Source organism: Sphingopyxis sp. 2PD (assembly GCF_005503695.1).
Taxonomy (GTDB): Bacteria; Pseudomonadota; Alphaproteobacteria; order Sphingomonadales; family Sphingomonadaceae; genus Sphingopyxis.
On sequence record NZ_SCMU01000044.1, the window covers coordinates 1 to 16,181 of the forward strand.

Genomic DNA, 16,181 nt, shown 5'->3' on the forward strand with positions numbered 1-16,181 from the left:
CTTCAATATCGCGATGATCTGCTCTTCGCTGAACCTGCTTCGCTTCATTCTGTCCGACTCCTTCGTGTCGGACTCTACTCAAAATCGGTCACATTTCAGGGGAGCACGTCAATTCAGGTCCAGCAGTTTGCAGACAATTATCTCCCCAATGACGTGGCGGACAATTACGTCGCATTTATGCGAGGGCAGGGATTCCCAGCACGAGCAGTCGATAAGGATCTGCGGGAGGTTCAAGGAAATCTGAAGCTGCGCCATGTTAGGTTTGGGAACAAGGTCACGCTGTCTGGACCGCCTCAGGCTTTTGCTGAAATGGTGACCATGGAGACTGTCGAAGCCGATGGTGGCATTGTCACGCGGATCACCATCAAGGGTGAGATCGAAAATCCGGAATGACACGGGAAAGAGATCTGCTGGATCGTTGGGGCGTCGAAAAGGACGCCTACCTAGCGTGGGGGCATTCCATTGCCGACGCGATCAAGGATGGGTTGCGCGGACGATTGCCGGTCGAAGTGGACTACTTTCTGAAGATCCCGGTGGTGCCTCGGTTGAAGGAGGGCCACAAGCTGATTGAAAAGGCGTTTTACAGACCGGGAAAAAACTATCAGAACCCATATGACGATATAACTGACAAGGTCGGCGTTCGGTTTGTCGTCCTACTGGGTTCCGACATGAAGCTGGTTCAGGAGGTCCTGACATCAATCCGAGGATGGTCTCTCTCGAAAGACCGGGATCATGAAGAGGAGCGAAAGGCGAGGCCAATCGAATTTGACTACGCTGCATTGCACTACGTCGTTCGACCAAATGAAGAATTTTCCTGTGGAAAAATAGTCGTACCGAAAGATATTCCATGTGAAGTACAGATTAAGACGATACTTCAGCATGCGTATAGCGAACTGACGCATGATACTATATATAAGCCTCAAATCGCTGCGACGCCAATTATGCAAAGAAATGCTGCGAAGAGCATGGCTTTGCTGGAGGCTACGAACGACTATTTTGAACGTGTCACTGAGGACGTGAACAAGGCGCTTGCCTCTGTTAGAGAACTTACTCGGAAGGCGTCTGACGTCTATCAAGCCGTCGTCGGGGTAGCGCCGAAGCCGAACGCAATCGAGGGACTTCTAGCGGGATCGTTTGAAAAGTTTTTCACGAGCGAGTTTGCGCAACAGGTGGATGCTCTTGTAAAATCAAAGCCTTATATACCTCAAAAGATTCGAGATCATTTAGCTGAGAGAAATCCGATATTCTCTCAGCCATCAGTGCTGCTTGTCTACTTGGCAGCTTCCACGAACTATCGAGACGCTATCAAGGAATGGCCCATGACGGTAAGCCAGTTGGAACCGCTCCTTAACGACATTGGAGAAAGCGCGGACGGCTAATGCTTAAGCCGCATTTGCCGCGCTGAGGATCGCCCGCACACTCGCCGTCGCCACGTCGGTATCCAGCCCGCACCCGAACAGGCTTTTGCCGTCCGCCGTGCGGCACTCCACGTACGCCGCGGCCTGCACATTGCTGCCCTGGCCGATTGCGTGCTCGCTATAGTCGACGATGTCCATCACCGGGCCGCCGCTTTCGCTCAAGGCCGCGATGACGCTCGACATCAGGCCGTTGCCGCGGCCGCTGACGCTGCGCGGGGTGCCGTCGATGGTGAGCTTGCCGGCGAAGATGCGGTCGGCGCCGCTGTGCGTCTCCGACCAGTCGACGAGCTGGAAGCGCTTGCCCGATGTGGCGAGATATTGGCCTTCGAACGCGTGCCAGATGTCTTCGGCGCCGAGTTCGCGGCTCGTCTGGTCGGCGAGGGCTTGCACGACGTGGCTGAAGCTGGCCTGCATTTTCTTGGGCAGTTTCAGCCCCTTGTCCTGTTCGAGCACCCAGGCGACGCCGCCCTTGCCCGACTGGCTGTTGACGCGGATCACCGCTTCATAGCTGCGGCCGAGGTCGGCGGGGTCGATGGGCAGATAAGGGACTTCCCAGCGTTCGTCATTCTGGCGGTCGCGCGCGGCGAAGCCCTTCTTGATCGCGTCCTGATGGCTGCCCGAAAAGGCGGTGTACACCAGCTCGCCGCCATAGGGGTGGCGCGGGTGGACGGGCAGGTTGTTGCAATATTCGACCGTCTGGATGACTTCGTCGATGTTCGAGAAGTCGAGCGCGGGGTCGACGCCCTGCGTGTACATGTTGAGCGCGATGGTGACGAGGCAGGTGTTGCCGGTGCGCTCGCCATTGCCGAACAAACAGCCCTCGATGCGGTCGGCGCCCGCGAGCAGGCCAAGCTCGGCCGCGGCGACGCCGGTGCCGCGGTCGTTGTGGGTGTGCAGCGAGATGATCGCGCGGTCGCGGTTCGGAAGGTTCTTGCAGAAATATTCGATCTGGTCGGCGTAGATGTTCGGCGTCGCGGCCTCGACCGTGGCGGGCAGGTTGAGGATGATCGGCTTGTCGGCGGTGGGCTGGAGGATGTCCATCACCGCTTCGCAGCACGCGATGCTGAAATCGAGCTCGGCGGTCGAGAAGGTTTCGGGGCTATATTCGAAGCGCCAGTCGGTGCCGGGGAGGCGCGCGGCATTGTCGCGGAGCTGCTTTGCGCCCTCGATCGCGATGCCCTTGATCTCGTCCATCTCCATGCCGAAGACGATCTTGCGCCACGCCGGGCTGACCGCGTTATAAACGTGGACGATCGCGGTTTTCGCGCCCTCCAGGCTGTCGAAGCTGGTGCGGATGAGGTCGGCGCGGCTCTGCGTCAGCACCTGCGGAGTGACGCCCTCCGGGATGCGGCCCGAGCGCACGAGGTTCTGGATATAGTCGAAGTCGGTCGCGCCGCTGGCGGGAAAGCCGACCTCGATCTCCTTGAACCCGATGCGCACGAGCAGGTCGAAGAAGCGGGTCTTTTTCTCGGCATCCATCGGGTCGATCAGCGACTGGTTGCCGTCGCGAAGGTCGGTCGAGAGCCAGATCGGCGCCGCGGTGGTGACGCGGGCGGGCCATTCGCGGGTCGCGAGCGGAACCTGCGGGAAGGGGCTATATTTCGCGGACGGATCGCGGAGCATGGTCATGGTGAGCTAACTTCTTCCGGTGGTGGCGCTGTGTGTCGGTCGGACCCTTGGGCGGGTGGCCGCGACTAACGCGCAGCCAGTGTCACGCCCAAGGGCGTGTAAGTCGCAGAAGAAGAAGGGCGTTGCCGCTCATGGCCGTGCCAATGATGCAAAATGTCGCGCTTGGCAAGGGGGGAGTGGGAAAATTGCGTGGGCGGGGTGTTATCCCTTCACCCACTCCACCTGGGGATCATTGAAATCGACGACGTCGGCGAGCTCGTACACATTGGGATAGCCATAGCCGACGAGGTTGATGAAGGTCTGGATATTGAGCGCGAGCGCGGCCGCCTTGACCGGCACCGGGGCGACATTGTTGCGGAAATTATTGTTGCAATAGATGAGGATAGGGCGGTCGGGGTTGGCGCCGATCACCGCGGCGAGGCTGTCCGCGGTAAAGTCGGTCAGCGGCAGGTTGACCGCGCCCTTGATATGCCCGCGGCGGAAAGCGTCGCTGGAGCGCGCGTCGAGGAGGAGGGTGCCGGGCTTGGCGGCTTCGGCCTTGAACGCGTCGAAGGCGAGCAGGCGACTGGCCCGCGCGGGCGCGACGCCGGCAGTGAGCGTCTGGAAGGCGGGATAGTCGATTTGCGGGTTGGCTTGCGCGAGCGCGGGGGTGGCGGCGAATGCGGCGGCGAGCAGCAGGATACGCATGATGGTCCTCCCTTGGTTGGGGGGAGGTTACGCCCGCGATGCTGGCCCCGCGATGAACCGAAAATGCCGCCGGGCCGCGGTGCCAACCCAAGAGGGGGCATAGGGCCCGGCGCAGTCCAGGGGACCGGAAAGCGGGTGGGTCAGGCGGCCTCGCTCGCGGCGTCGTCGGCGTCCTCGTCCCACGGCTCGAAAATCTCGTCCTCAATCATATTGTCGACGGCATGGACGCGCACCGCGATCAGCCATTCGGGGAGCGGTCCTTCCCATGCCGCCTCGACCGCCGCCATGTCGCCCTCGTCGCCGCTGACTGGCCGGTCGCCGACAAGGTCGAAGTCCTGCACCCCGTCTTCGGGCGGGCTGACATAGACGTGCGGGTCGAGCCGGACACTGGTCCAGCCCGCGGTCGGGGTCAGCCCTTCGGCCTCGACGGTCAGCAGCGGATTTTCCTCGTCGCCGCCGATGAAGGCGTTCACGTCGACAATTTCGCGTACCAGTTCGCTCATCACACGCACTCCTCGCAAAAGGGGCGGGACCGGTGAGATCCCGCCCCCGTTTTTACCCGGCGCGTGTGACAGATTGGGGTGCGTTCCCGTCATTCCGGCGCAAGCTGGAATATCGCCGTCGCGCGTGGCCGCACCGGCGAGACCCCGGCCTACGCCGGGGTGACGAAAAGAAAGCTTACTGCTTTTCGAACGCGGCGTGGATTTCGAGTTCGACTTCGTCGCTGACCGCGGGAATGCCGTAGGTGATGCCGAAATCGCTGCGGCGGATCGTGGTTTCGGCGTTGAAGCCGACGGTGGCTTTCTTGTTGTAGGGGTTGGTCCCGGCGCCGTGGAAATCGACGTCGAGGGTGACCGGCTTGGTGACGCCGTTGAGGGTCAGATTGCCGGTGACCTTCGCCTCGTCGCCGTCGTCGCCCAAGACGACGCGGGTCGACACGAATTTGGCGTCGGCGGGGGCGGGGCCGAAGAAGTCGGGCTTGCCGCCGTCCTTGCCCGCGCGGAGAAGGTGGCCGGTGAGGCCGCTGCTGGCGGTGGTGACCTTGGCGACCGGAATCGTCACATCGACCCTGGACGCGGCGGGATTGGCGGGGTCGATGACGAGCGTGCCGGTGACGTCGCCGAAGATGCCGCTATAATCGCTGAAGCCGAAATGATCGACTTCCCAGACCACCATCGTGTGCCCCGCGTCGGCGGCATAGGTGCCCGCGGCGACGCGCGACTTGTCGGGGGCGCCCGGCATCCCGGGGCTTTGGGCGACGACGACGGGAACCGCGACGACGGCGGCGGCGAGGGCGGCGAGCGGGATGATGCGGCGCATGAACATGATCTCCTGTTGGGGGTGCGCGCAAGCTAGGCCGCGCGCGGCGTGGCGGTCAATCACGAGGCTGGAAACGCTGCGTTTCGCTGCATGGTTCCGTGTTCTGTGCGTCCGCTGCGATCCGCAGCCCGTGCACCGTAGCCCTGAGCCTGTCGAAGCCTGTCCTGAGCGCCTGCAAGGCAGTCGAAGGGGGCGCTTATCGGCGAGAGACGCCCTTCGACAGGCTCAGGGCTACGGTAAATTCTTGCGAGGAATCGCGTCAGCGGGCGCGGCGCGCCTCGAACCATTGGCGCAGCGCCAGCGCGGCGCAGCCGGTGTAGCCATAGCTGCCAACCGGCGAGCAGCTGTCGGGGCGCGTCTGGCGGGCAATATTGTCATAGCCTTCGACCTTTGACGCCCAGCTGCCGCCGCCGACCGGCGCATCGTCCTTCAGTTCCTCGCGCAGTTCCTTGGGCACCCGATAGCGTTCGGATTCGGGCTGCTGCGCGCAGACGACGATTTCATTGCCCTCGGGCTCGGGACAGGGTTCGTCGCCATAGGTGTAGAGCACCGAGGTGCGCTGCGGCGGCTGCGCCGATTGGGCGAGGCTGTCGTCCTGCGCCGCGGCGGGCATGGCGAGGGAGAGCGCGGCGAGAAGGGGGAGGAGAAGGCCGGCCTTGTTCATCGTCGTTCATCGCCTTCCCGGTCGCTGTCGCGGACCCGCTGTCGCTGCCGTTTAGCATGAAGCGTGCAGATGAACCTAAGCCGAACCTGTCCGCGTAACCCTTTGCGCCCTGGCCGCGAATTGGGAGCGAAGGGCGGCGGCATCGGGCCGTTCGACCCGGATGGAGATCGATCGTGAAAAACCAAGCCCTGTTCTTTCTGCTCGCGGCGGCTACGGCGCCGCTGTCGCTCGCGGCCTTTACCCCGCAGGCTTATGCCGCCCCGGTCTATGTCGGGGTCGAAGGCGGCAATGTTGCGGTCAGCGGCTATGATGCGGTGAGCTATTTCGACGGCGACGGGGTGCCGGTGAAGGGCGACGCCGATTTCGCGGTCGCGCATGACGGCGCGGTCTATCATTTCGCCAACGCCGCCAATGCGGCGCGCTTTGCCGCCAATCCCGAAGCGTTCATGCCGCGCTATGGCGGGCATTGCGCGTGGGCGATGGCGCGCGGCTATCTCGCGCCGGGCGACCCGCTGGCTTATGCGGTGGTCGATGGGAAGCTGTACCTGAACTTCAATCAGGCGGTGAAGGCGAAGTGGGACGAGGACCGCGCGGGCTATATTGCGGCGGCGGAGAAGAATTGGGCGGTGGTGCCGGCGGATGCGAAATTTGGGGGGTGAGGTCGATGTCTGCTAAGGGGGGAGCGGACGAGCCGATCCTCCCCGGAACGGGGAGGGGGACCAGCGAAGCTGGTGGAGGGGCACCATCGGTTTGTCTTGCCGCCGAAGTCGTGCGCCCCTGCTACGTTCCCGTAAAGCTTGGTTCTTTCAGCCCAGCGCAGCGCAAACCGCCTGTGCCCCTCCACCACCCTTCGGGTGGTCCCCCTCCCCCGTTGGGGGAGGATCGGCTATGTCCGCTATCGGTCGTTAGCTGCCATCTCTATATCACCTCCAGCGACGCCCTGATCGCATCCCACACCTGCGCCAGTTCCTCTGCCGTGATGCAATAGGGCGGCATCACATACAGCGTGTTGCCGAGCGGGCGGAGGAGGATGCCGTGGTCGCGGTAGAAGGCGATCAGGCGCGGGGCGAGGTTGGACAGATAGCCGCCGTCGGGGACGACGATGTCGAGCGCGGCGATGGTGCCGAGGCGGCGGGGGCCCGCGATGCGCGGGTCGTGGCCGAGCAGCGCGAGATGCGCCGCCTGTGCGTCGGCGAGCGCGTCGATGCGCCCCTGCACCGGTTCGTCGCGCCAGATTTCGAGATTGGCGACTGCGGCGGCGCAGGCGATCGGGTTCGCGGTGTAGCTGCTGGAATGATAGAAGGTTTTGGCGCGGTCGGTCGAATAATGCGCCGCGAAGATCGGCTCGATGCAGAGCGTGACCGCGAGCGGCAGGCTGCCGCCGGAGAGGCCTTTGGAGAGGCACATGATGTCGGGGATCACCCCCGCCTGGTCGCAGGCGAAGCGGGTGCCGGTGCGCCCCCAGCCGGTCATCACCTCGTCGGCGATGAAGAGGACGCCGTGGCGCGCGCAGATGCTGCGCATTTCGGCGAGCACCCATGGCGCATAAATGAGCATGCCGCCCGCGCCGAGGATCAGCGGTTCGACGATGAAGGCCGCGGGTTTGGCTGCGCACGCCGCTTCGAGCGCGTCGAGGGTGGCTTGCTCAAGCCCCTCGTGCGGAAAGGGGATGGTGTCGACGTCGAACAGCAAAGGCTGCCAGGCGCGGTTATACACGCCGCGCTCGCCGACCGACATCGTGCCGATCGTGTCGCCATGATAGCTATGTTCGAGGACGAGGATGCGGTGGCGTGGTTCGCCGATGTTATACCAATAGCCGAGCGCCATTTTGAGCGCGACCTCGACACTGGTCGAACCCGAGTCCGAGAAGAAGACGCGGGTGAGCGGATCGGGCGTGATGCGGACCAGTTCGGCGGCAAGGCTTTCGGCGGGTTCGTGGGTCCAGCCCGCGAAGATGAGCTGGTCGAGCTTTTCGGACTGGGCGCGGATCGCGGCCATGATGCGCGGGTGCGCGTGACCGTGGGTGGTGACCCACCAGCTGGAGATGGCGTCGATCCAGTGGTTGCCGTCGGCGTCGTAAAGCCGCGCACCGTCGCCGCGGGCGATCAGCGGGATGGCGTCGCCGAGGCCATGCTGGGTGAAGGGGTGCCAGATGGGGGAATGGTTGGTGGTCATGGCCTGGGCCTTACTCAATTCCGTCATCCCGGCGAAAGCCAGGATCTCACCCTGTCGGGAAAACGCACCGGCGAGATCCCGGCCTTCGCCGGGATGACGATTGTCTATTGGAAGTCCGTGAGATCGAAATTCGCGTTAAACGCCGCCGCCAGATTTTCCGGCGTCAGCGGATCGACGATCGGCAGGCGGCCCAGGCGGCGGACACCGCCGATTGCCGCGATGATCGCCTCGCTGTCCTCCACGGCGTCGCCGAGGAAGGCGAGGCCGTGGATGGGGACGCCGCGCGCGCGCAGTGCCTCGATCGTCAGCAGGCTGTGATTGATCGTGCCGAGCGCGGTGCGGGCGCAGACGATGACGGGGATTTGCCAGCGCGCGAAGATGTCGGCGTAGAGGGTCGTGCGCGTCACCGGGACGAGCGCGCCGCCCGCGCCTTCGACGATCAGGTCGCCGGGGGGCGGGGTGAGCCGGTCGAGGTCGATCGTGACGCCGTCGATCTCGGCGGCGATGTGTGGCGAGGCGGGGGTGACGAGGCGATAGGCTTCGGGAAGGATGTTTCCTCCCTGTTGCGCAGCAATGGGGAGGTGGCAGTCCGCAGGACTGACGGAGGGGCTTTCAGGCACCGTCGTCGCCCCTCCACCACCGCTTCGCGGCGGTCCCCCTGCCCATCGCTGCGCGACAGGTAGGAGTCTGGCGACCGTCTCACTGTCGGTTTCGTCGTCTAGCCCTGCCTGGATTGGCTTCCAATATGGCGCGCCGGTTGCGCCCGCGAGCGCGGCGGCGAAGATCGTTTTCCCGATGCCGGTGTCGGTGCCGGTGACGACGAAGCGGGTCATGCCGCGGCCATCGCCGCCGCCAGCGCGTCGGCCATGGCATCGACGTCGGCTTCGTCGACATTCAGCGTGATCGCGATGCGTAGCCGGGCGGTGCCGTGGGGAACGGTCGGCGGGCGGATGCCGCGGATGTCGAAACCCGCATCGCGCAACGTCGCGGCGATCCGCATCGTGCGCTGGTTGTCGCCGATGACGACGGGCAGGATTTGTGTGCCGCTGGCCGGGACGCCGAGCGGGACGAGGCGTTCGGCAGCATGGCGAACGACGGCGTGCAGGCGCGCCTGCCGTTCGGGCTCGGTCGCGACGATCTCGATCGCCTGCCGCACCAGCCACGCCATGAGCGGCGAGGGGGCGGTCGAGAAGATGAACGGGCGGCCGCGGTTGACGAGGAAGTCGCAGGCGATGGCGGGGGCGCAGAGCAACGCACCTTCGGCCCCCAGCGCCTTGCCGCAGGTGTGAAGGGTGATCAGATTGTTGCGGCGCGCCAAACCGTATGCGAGCCCGGCGCCGCCGGGACCGAATACGCCGGTGGCGTGGGCTTCGTCGACGACGAGGATCGCGTCGTGGCGGTCGGCGACGGCGGCGAGCGCGGCGAGCGGGGCGCGGTCGCCGTCCATCGAATAGAGGCTTTCGACCGCGATCCACGGCGTTCCCGTGCCGCCGCCGGCGCGCCAGCCGGTGATGATGTCGTCGAACGCCTGCGCGTCGTTGTGCGCGGCGGCGACGGTCCCGGCGCGGCCGAGCTTCATGCCGTCGTGGGCGCTGGCGTGGATCAGCTCGTCGTGGACGACAAGGTCGCCGCGCTGCGGCAGCGCCGCGAACAGCGCGGCGTTGGCGGCGAAGCCGGTGGGAAAGAACAGCGCCGCCTCGCTGCCATAATGGCGCGCGGCGTGCGCTTCGAGCGCTTCATGTTCGGGATGGTTGCCACGCAGCAGGCGCGAGCCGCCCGAGCCGGTGGGAAGCCCGCGCGCGATCCCGGCGGCGAGCGCGTCGCGCATCGCGTCGCTGTCGGCGAGCCCGAGATAGTCGTTCGAGGCAAAGTCGCGGCCGGTGCGCGGCGCGAGGGCGCGGCGGCGGTTGTCGTGCGCGAGCGCCGCGAGGTCGGCGTGATGGGCGGCGAAGGGAGAGGGCGCCATGGATTTCTTTCTCTGGTCACGCCCACGATGGCGGGGATCCCGCTTTCGCCGCGCTGACGAAATTTCCTAGTCTGTGCGGTGACTGCCGCGCAGCGCCTGCCGTTCTTCGGCGGTCAGGCGGCGGGGCGTGGCGATCGGTTCGAGGGTCTTGGGGTCGAAAAGCGGGCAGCGGCGGCGGTCGCCCGAGAGGAGGTCGCGGAGCATGCGCGGGAAGAAGCGGCGCATCAGTTTGCCCATGCTCATCCTGGGCAGCGCGCTGGTATCGCCGATGCCGTCGTCGGTGAAGAGATGGCCGCGCGGCGGGCCGATCAGCGTGTGCCGCGTCGCGGGATCGCAGGCGGCGAGCTGGGTGGTGATATAGGGCAGCTTGCCGTTCGCATAGGTGTTGAACAGCGGCATGCCGCAGCAGACGGCGTACCAGCGCAGCGTCGGCTTGTCGGTGAGATGGACGCAGGCGAGCTGATCGCGGCCGGTGTCGAGCCGCAGGCGCGCGCAGCGCGACTGGTAGAGCGCGCTGCCGCCATGCGCATCGAGCACATGCTCGGCATGGCCAAGGTGGCGCGTCAGATCCTGGCAGTCGGTGCAATGGCAGACGACATGGTCACCCTGATCCGGGCCGACATCGAGCAAGGTGCCGGTGACGGCGCCGCATCGGCAGGCGAAGGGGAGGGGGGACGACATGGTCGGTCGTTAGCGTTTTGGCTGCCGATGCGGAAGGGTCTCGGGGTCTGCTTGTGCCTGATCCTCCCTGTCGCGAAGCCATGGGGAGGGGGACCGTTCGCGAAGCATATGGTGGAGGGGCCGCGGCGTCGCGTTATTGCCCCTCCGTCAGCGCTTCGCGCTGCCACCTCCCCATGGCCTGCGGCCACAGGGAGGATCGTTCCCGTCAGTTCACCGCCTTGTCGACCAGCTTGTTCTTGGCGATCCACGGCATCATCGCGCGCAGTTCGGCGCCGGTCTTTTCGATCGGGTGCGCGGCGGCGGCCTTGCGGCTGGCTTTCAGTTCGGGCTGGCCGGCCTGGTTGTCGAGCACGAAATCCTTGACGAAGCGGCCCGACTGGATGTCCTGGAGGACGCGCTTCATTTCGGCCTTGGTTTCTGCGGTGATGATGCGCGGGCCGGTCTTGATGTCGCCATATTCGGCGGTGTTCGAGATCGAATAGCGCATGTTCGCGATGCCGCCTTCATAGAGCAGGTCGACGATCAGCTTGGTTTCGTGGAGGCATTCGAAATAGGCCATTTCGGGGGCGTAGCCCGCCTCGACCAACGTTTCGAAACCCGCCTGGATCAGGTGGGTGATGCCGCCGCAAAGCACCGCCTGCTCGCCGAAGAGGTCGGTTTCGCACTCTTCCTTGAAGGTGGTTTCGATGATGCCGCTGCGGCCCCCGCCGACGGCGCTGGCGTAGCTGAGTGCGAGCGCCTTGGCGTGGCCGTTGCCGCTGTTGCCATTCGCTTCCTGTGCGACCGCGATCAGGCAGGGGACGCCGCCGCCCTTCTGATACTCGCTGCGCACGGTGTGGCCGGGTCCCTTGGGGGCGACCATGAAGACGTCGATATCGGGGCGGGCTTCGATCAGGCCGAAATGGATATTGAGGCCGTGCGCGAAGGCGAGCGCGGCGCCGGGCTTCATGTTCGGGCCGATGTCGTCGGCGTAGATTTTCGCCTGATGCTCGTCGGGGGCGGCGATCATGATCACGTCGGCCCATTCGGCGGCTTCCTTGTTGGAAAGCACCTTGAAGCCCGCGGCTTCGGCCTTCTTGGCGGTTGCCGAGCCGGGACGGAGCGCGATCGCGACTTCTTTGACGCCGCTGTCGCGCATGTTCTGCGCGTGCGCGTGACCCTGGCTGCCGTAGCCGACGACGGCGACCTTCTTGCCCTTGATCAGATCCTGGTCGGCGTCGCGATCGTAATAAACCTGCATGTCATTCTTCCCTATTCCTCTTTCGTCACCCCGGACTTGATCCGGGGTCCCGCTTCTCACGTTGCTGAGCGGGACCCCGGATCAAGTCCGGGGTGACGATCGTTGAGACCCTAAACGTAAACTCTAGAGCGCCTCCGACCCGCGGGCGATGGCGACGACGCCGGTGCGGCCGACCTCGACCAGCCCGCATTCGCGCATCAGCGCGATGAAGCGGTCGACCTTGTCGCTCGTCCCGGTGATTTCGAAGATGAAGCTGGTGAGCGTCGTGTCGACGACCTTGGCGCGGAAGACGTCGGCCATGCGCAGCGCCTCGATGCGCTTGTCGCCGGTGCCCGCGACCTTCACGAGCGCGATCTCGCGTTCGACATGCGCGCCGCCGTCGGCAAGGTCGGTGACCGAGTGGACGGGAACGAGCCGGTCGAGCTGGGCGATGATCTGGTCGATCACCGCGGGCGGGCCGCTGGTGACGATGGTAATGCGCGACAAGGCATGATCGGCGCTGATGTCGGCGACGGTCAGGCTTTCGATATTATAGCCGCGCGCCGAAAACAGCCCGGTGATCTTGGCAAGAATGCCGGCTTCGTTATCGACGGTGACGGCGAGCACATGGCGCTCGCCCGCTTCGGTGTGGATTTTCATCGGCTTAGACCAGTGCTTTCGCTTCGTCGTCCATCGTGCCGGTGATGTCGTTCGGCTGGAGGATCATGTCGGTGTGCGCAGCGCCCGAGGGGATCATCGGGAAGCAGTTGGCGAGCTGCGCGACGCGGCAGTCGACGATCACCGGGCCGGGGGTATCGATCATCCGCTGGATGCCGTCCGCCAGTTCGCCCAGATTGTCGATGCGGATGCCGGTCCAGCCATAGGCGTCGGCGAGCTTCACGAAATCGGGCAGGCTGTCCGAATAGCTGTTCGAATAGCGGCTTTCGTAGGTGAGTTCCTGCCACTGGCGGACCATGCCCATCCACTGATTGTTGAGGATGAAGATCTTCACCGGCAGGCGGTACTGGCTGACGGTGCCCATTTCCTGGATGTTCATCTGGAGCGAGGCTTCGCCCGCGACGCAGATGACGAGGCGGTCGGGGTGCGCGATCTGCGCGCCGACCGCGGCCGGGAAACCATAGCCCATCGTGCCGAGTCCGCCGCTGGTGAGCCAGCGGTTGGGGCTGTCGAAATGGAAATGCTGCGCCGCCCACATCTGGTGCTGGCCGACTTCAGTGGTGATGATCGGATCGCGGCCGCGGGTTGCGTCGAACAGCGCCTTGACCGCGCGCTGCGGCATGATTTCGGCGCCATCCTCTTTCTTTTCGGGAAAGTCGAGGCAGCGGGTGGCGCGCCAGCCGTCGATGCGGCGCCACCATTCGCCGAGGTCGCGCGCCTTATAACCCTTGTCGCCCCACACGGCGATCAGCGCATCGAGCGCGCGCCCGGCATCGCCGACGATCGCGAGGTCGACGGGGACGATCTTGTTGATCGAGCTTCTGTCGATGTCGATGTGGATCTTTTTGGAATCGGGCGAGAAAGCGTCGAGGCGGCCGGTGACGCGGTCGTCGAAGCGCGCGCCGACTGCAATGATCAGGTCGGCGCGGTTCATCGCCATGTTCGATTCATAGGTGCCGTGCATGCCGAGCATGCCGAGCCACTTGTCATCGTCCGCCGGGAAAGCACCGAGCCCCATCAGCGTCGAGGTGACCGGCGCGCCGGTGAGCGCGACCAGCTGGCGCAGCGCCGCGCTGGCGTCGGGGCCGGCGTTGATGACCCCGCCGCCGGTGTAGAAGATCGGGCGCTCGGCGGCGGCGATCATCGCGGCGGCCTGGGTGATCGCGGCGGCGTCGGGATCGACCTGGGGGCGATAGCTTTTATGGTCGATCCGGTTTGGGATCGAATAGGTGCCGGTTGCGACCTGGACGTTTTTCGGAATGTCGATGACCACCGGGCCGGGGCGGCCGTGGGTCGCGATGTAAAAGGCCTCGTGCAGGATCGGGCCGAGCCGGTCGGGGTCCATCACCAGATAATTATGCTTGGTGCAGTGGCGCGTGATGCCGACGGTGTCGCATTCCTGGAACGCGTCGGTGCCGATCAGCGTCGTCGGCACCTGCCCGGTGAGCACGACCATCGGGATCGAGTCGAGCAATGCGTCGGTAATCCCCGTGACCGCATTGGTCGCGCCGGGGCCCGAGGTGACGAGCACGACGCCGGGCTTGCCCGTCGAGCGCGCATAGCCCTCGGCGGCGTGGGTCGCGGCCTGTTCGTGGCGGACGAGGATGTGCTTGATCGTCGGGTGCTTGAAAAGCGCGTCGTAGATCGGAAGCACCGCGCCGCCCGGATAGCCGAACACCGTATCGACCCCGAGGTCGACCAGCGCCTGAACCACCATGTCGGCACCGCTCATTTCCGTCACGACGAAACTCCTTCTTGGCGCAAAAACGCTGCGCTTGTGCGCTGCAACAGGGTTGCGGGCAATAGGTGTATGATTCTATCCTGTCAACAGCCTTTGACGTAATAAAATTGCTAATTCATCAATAGAATCGTAGTTTAGTGACTCGGTGTGGCGTGACCAGTCCGCCGGTGGCTGGTTGCGGAACCAGGTATATTGACGCTTGGCATATTGGCGCGTGGCGGCCTGCGTCAGGGTAAGTGCTTCGCTGCGGTCGATGGCGCCAGACAGATATTGCGCGATTTGCGGGACGCCGATCGCGCGCAGCGCGGGCAGGTCGGGGTCGAGGTTGCGCGCGAGCAGCGCTTCGACCTCGGCGATCGCGCCATGATCGAACATCTGGACCAGCCGCTCGTCGCAGCGACCCCGCAGCCATTCGCGCGGCGGCAGCAGGATCAGCGGGGCGAGGGTGATCGTGTCGCCGATGCCGCCGCTATGCGCCGCGTGCCAGTGGCCGAGCGGGCGACCGGTCGAGCGGACGACTTCGAGCGCGCGGGCGATGCGGGTAGTGTCGGCGGGATTGAGGCGGGCGGCGGTATCGGGATCTTCGCGGGCGAGCGCGGCGTGGGCGTCGGCGACGGGCAAGGCGCGCACCGCGGCGCGAATGTCGAGGTCGATCTCGGGGATGGGGGAAATGCCGTCGAGCAGGGTGCGGATATGGAGGCCGGTACCGCCGACGAGGATCGGGATGTCGCCCGCGGCGTGCGCGGCGGCGATCGCGGCGCGCGCTTCGTCGGCCCAGCGTGCGGCATTATGCGGGTCAGCCGCGTCGATATGGCCGAAGAGATGGTGCGGGATGCCCGCCATTTCGTCGTCGCTCGGGCGGGCTGAGAGAATCGCGAGGTCGGCATAGACCTGGCTGGCGTCGGCGTTGATCACGACGCCCCCGACGGCTTTTGCCACCGCCACCGCCAATGCGCTCTTGCCGCTGGCGGTGGGTCCGGCGATAAGTGCGACAGGAGGCCTTGGGCCGAAAGAGGATAAAGGAGCAGCCATGTTCGTCGCGACGCTGATAGCAGCCGGAAAGCTGACCGACGAGGTGGTTCGCGAAGCGATCGATCGGCTCGACGCAACCGGCCATGACGTCGGCGCGCCGCACTGGCTCGACGAGGGCGACGCCGCCGATATCGTCTTTCACGGCAGCCTGGTCAGCGCGCGCAAGGAACTGGCGCTGATGGACCATGGATCGCTCGACACGATCGTGCAGCCGCAGGGCGACCGCACCAAGAAACTGATCATCGCCGACATGGATTCGACGATGATCACCGTCGAGTGCATCGACGAACTCGCCGATTATGCGGGGCTGAAGCCCGAGATTGCGGCGATCACCGAGCGCGCCATGCGCGGCGAGCTGGATTTCCGCGCGGCGCTGGTCGAGCGGGTCGGGTTGCTGGCGGGGATGCCCGAGGCGACCCTGGTCGAATGCCGGATGGAGCGGGTGAAGCTGACGCGCGGCGCGCGGACTTTGGTGCAGACGATGAAGGCGCATGGCGCGTGGTCGGTGCTGGTGTCGGGGGGCTTCATGCCGTTCGCGGGGCCGGTCGGCGAAGCGATCGGGTTTGACAAGGTGCTGGCGAACGAATTGGAGATAAAGGACGGCAAGCTGACCGGCCGGGTGATCGAGCCGATCGTCGACAGCGCCGCAAAGCTGGAGACGCTGAAGGCCGAGGCGGCGAAGCACGGCCTGCCGCTTGCCGACACGCTGGCGGTGGGTGACGGTGCGAACGATATTCCGATGATCACGTCGGCCGGGCTGGGGGTCGGATACTACCCGCACCCCGCGGCGGGCGAGGCCGCGGCGGCGGTGGTGCGGCATCATGACCTGACCGCGCTGCTGTGGGCGCAAGGCTATCCGCGGCGGAACTGGGTGCTGGGGTAGGGGGGCAGGTAACGGCCGGAAGCGGACGTAGCCGATCCTCCCCCAACGGGGGAGGGGGACCACCCGAAGGGTGGTGGAGGGGCACAGG

Annotated in this window: 17 protein-coding genes; 4 read left to right on the forward strand and 13 right to left on the reverse strand. The window is 65.3% G+C overall.

The genetic code is table 11. The annotated features are described in order from the left end of the window. Both FFS18_RS17655 and FFS18_RS16895 read left to right on the forward strand, forming a co-directional pair. On the forward strand, window positions 1–393 hold a 393-nt coding region (locus FFS18_RS17655), incomplete at its 5' end, for a hypothetical protein (protein WP_212743067.1). 104 nt (window positions 394–497) lie between these two features. After that, the gene (locus FFS18_RS16895; RefSeq protein WP_212743068.1) at window positions 498–1,379 is read left to right on the forward strand and encodes a GTP pyrophosphokinase; all 882 of its coding nucleotides are present in this window, start codon (window positions 498–500) and stop codon (window positions 1,377–1,379) included. A 3-nt stretch (window positions 1,380–1,382) separates the two neighbouring features. Here the strand turns inward: FFS18_RS16895 and leuA are convergent, their stop codons facing one another. The 5 genes from leuA to FFS18_RS16920 form a co-directional block, all read right to left on the reverse strand. Beyond that, entirely contained in the window at window positions 1,383–3,047 is a 1,665-nt protein-coding gene (leuA, locus tag FFS18_RS16900) for a 2-isopropylmalate synthase (RefSeq protein WP_137871732.1), read from the reverse strand. A gap of 201 nt (window positions 3,048–3,248) precedes the next feature. After that, on the reverse strand, window positions 3,249–3,734 hold the full coding sequence (locus tag FFS18_RS16905; RefSeq protein WP_137871733.1) for a rhodanese-like domain-containing protein: 486 nt from the start codon (window positions 3,732–3,734) through the stop codon (window positions 3,249–3,251). Between the two features lie 140 nt (window positions 3,735–3,874). Then, complete coding sequence (locus FFS18_RS16910) at window positions 3,875–4,237, reverse strand: hypothetical protein (RefSeq protein WP_137871734.1); 363 nt, start codon at window positions 4,235–4,237, stop codon at window positions 3,875–3,877. Between the two features lie 175 nt (window positions 4,238–4,412). After that, window positions 4,413–5,054, reverse strand: a complete 642-nt coding sequence (locus FFS18_RS16915; RefSeq protein ID WP_137871735.1) for a YceI family protein — start codon at window positions 5,052–5,054, stop codon at window positions 4,413–4,415. Between the two features lie 259 nt (window positions 5,055–5,313). Further along, entirely contained in the window at window positions 5,314–5,718 is a 405-nt protein-coding gene (locus tag FFS18_RS16920) for a hypothetical protein (RefSeq protein WP_137871736.1), read from the reverse strand. 173 nt (window positions 5,719–5,891) lie between these two features. Here FFS18_RS16920 and FFS18_RS16925 point away from each other — a divergent pair, with 173 nt between their 5' ends. Beyond that, complete coding sequence (locus tag FFS18_RS16925; protein ID WP_137871737.1) at window positions 5,892–6,377, forward strand: YHS domain-containing (seleno)protein; 486 nt, start codon at window positions 5,892–5,894, stop codon at window positions 6,375–6,377. A gap of 259 nt (window positions 6,378–6,636) precedes the next feature. Here FFS18_RS16925 and FFS18_RS16930 read toward each other — a convergent pair whose 3' ends face one another. The 8 genes from FFS18_RS16930 to miaA all read right to left on the reverse strand — a co-directional run bounded on the left by FFS18_RS16930 (window position 6,637) and on the right by miaA (window position 15,210). Continuing rightward, complete coding sequence (locus FFS18_RS16930; protein ID WP_137871738.1) at window positions 6,637–7,893, reverse strand: adenosylmethionine--8-amino-7-oxononanoate transaminase; 1,257 nt, start codon at window positions 7,891–7,893, stop codon at window positions 6,637–6,639. Window positions 7,894–7,997: 104 nt separating this feature from the next. Then, window positions 7,998–8,726 (reverse strand): ATP-dependent dethiobiotin synthetase BioD, encoded by a 729-nt coding sequence (gene bioD, locus FFS18_RS16935; RefSeq protein WP_137871739.1) that lies wholly within the window; start codon window positions 8,724–8,726, stop codon window positions 7,998–8,000. After that, window positions 8,723–9,859, reverse strand: a complete 1,137-nt coding sequence (locus FFS18_RS16940; protein WP_137871740.1) for an 8-amino-7-oxononanoate synthase — start codon at window positions 9,857–9,859, stop codon at window positions 8,723–8,725. The genes bioD and FFS18_RS16940 overlap by 4 nt, the downstream gene beginning before the upstream one ends. Window positions 9,860–9,925: 66 nt before the next feature. Next, window positions 9,926–10,540, reverse strand: coding sequence for a DUF6151 family protein (locus FFS18_RS16945; protein ID WP_137871741.1), 615 nt, complete (start codon window positions 10,538–10,540; stop codon window positions 9,926–9,928). 205 nt (window positions 10,541–10,745) lie between these two features. Beyond that, on the reverse strand, window positions 10,746–11,780 hold the full coding sequence (ilvC, locus tag FFS18_RS16950) for a ketol-acid reductoisomerase (RefSeq protein WP_137871742.1): 1,035 nt from the start codon (window positions 11,778–11,780) through the stop codon (window positions 10,746–10,748). 123 nt (window positions 11,781–11,903) lie between these two features. Continuing rightward, window positions 11,904–12,419, reverse strand: coding sequence for an acetolactate synthase small subunit (gene ilvN / locus FFS18_RS16955; RefSeq protein WP_120215842.1), 516 nt, complete (start codon window positions 12,417–12,419; stop codon window positions 11,904–11,906). Between the two features lie 4 nt (window positions 12,420–12,423). Then, the gene (locus tag FFS18_RS16960) at window positions 12,424–14,178 is read right to left on the reverse strand and encodes an acetolactate synthase 3 large subunit (protein ID WP_171005354.1); all 1,755 of its coding nucleotides are present in this window, start codon (window positions 14,176–14,178) and stop codon (window positions 12,424–12,426) included. Between the two features lie 75 nt (window positions 14,179–14,253). Next, window positions 14,254–15,210 (reverse strand): tRNA (adenosine(37)-N6)-dimethylallyltransferase MiaA, encoded by a 957-nt coding sequence (gene miaA, locus FFS18_RS16965; protein ID WP_137871743.1) that lies wholly within the window; start codon window positions 15,208–15,210, stop codon window positions 14,254–14,256. Between miaA and serB the strand changes: the two genes are divergently transcribed. After that, window positions 15,209–16,093: a phosphoserine phosphatase SerB gene (gene serB, locus FFS18_RS16970; RefSeq protein ID WP_137871744.1), complete on the forward strand. Its 885-nt coding sequence runs from the start codon at window positions 15,209–15,211 to the stop codon at window positions 16,091–16,093. The genes miaA and serB overlap by 2 nt on opposite strands. Window positions 16,094–16,181 lie beyond the last annotated feature (88 nt).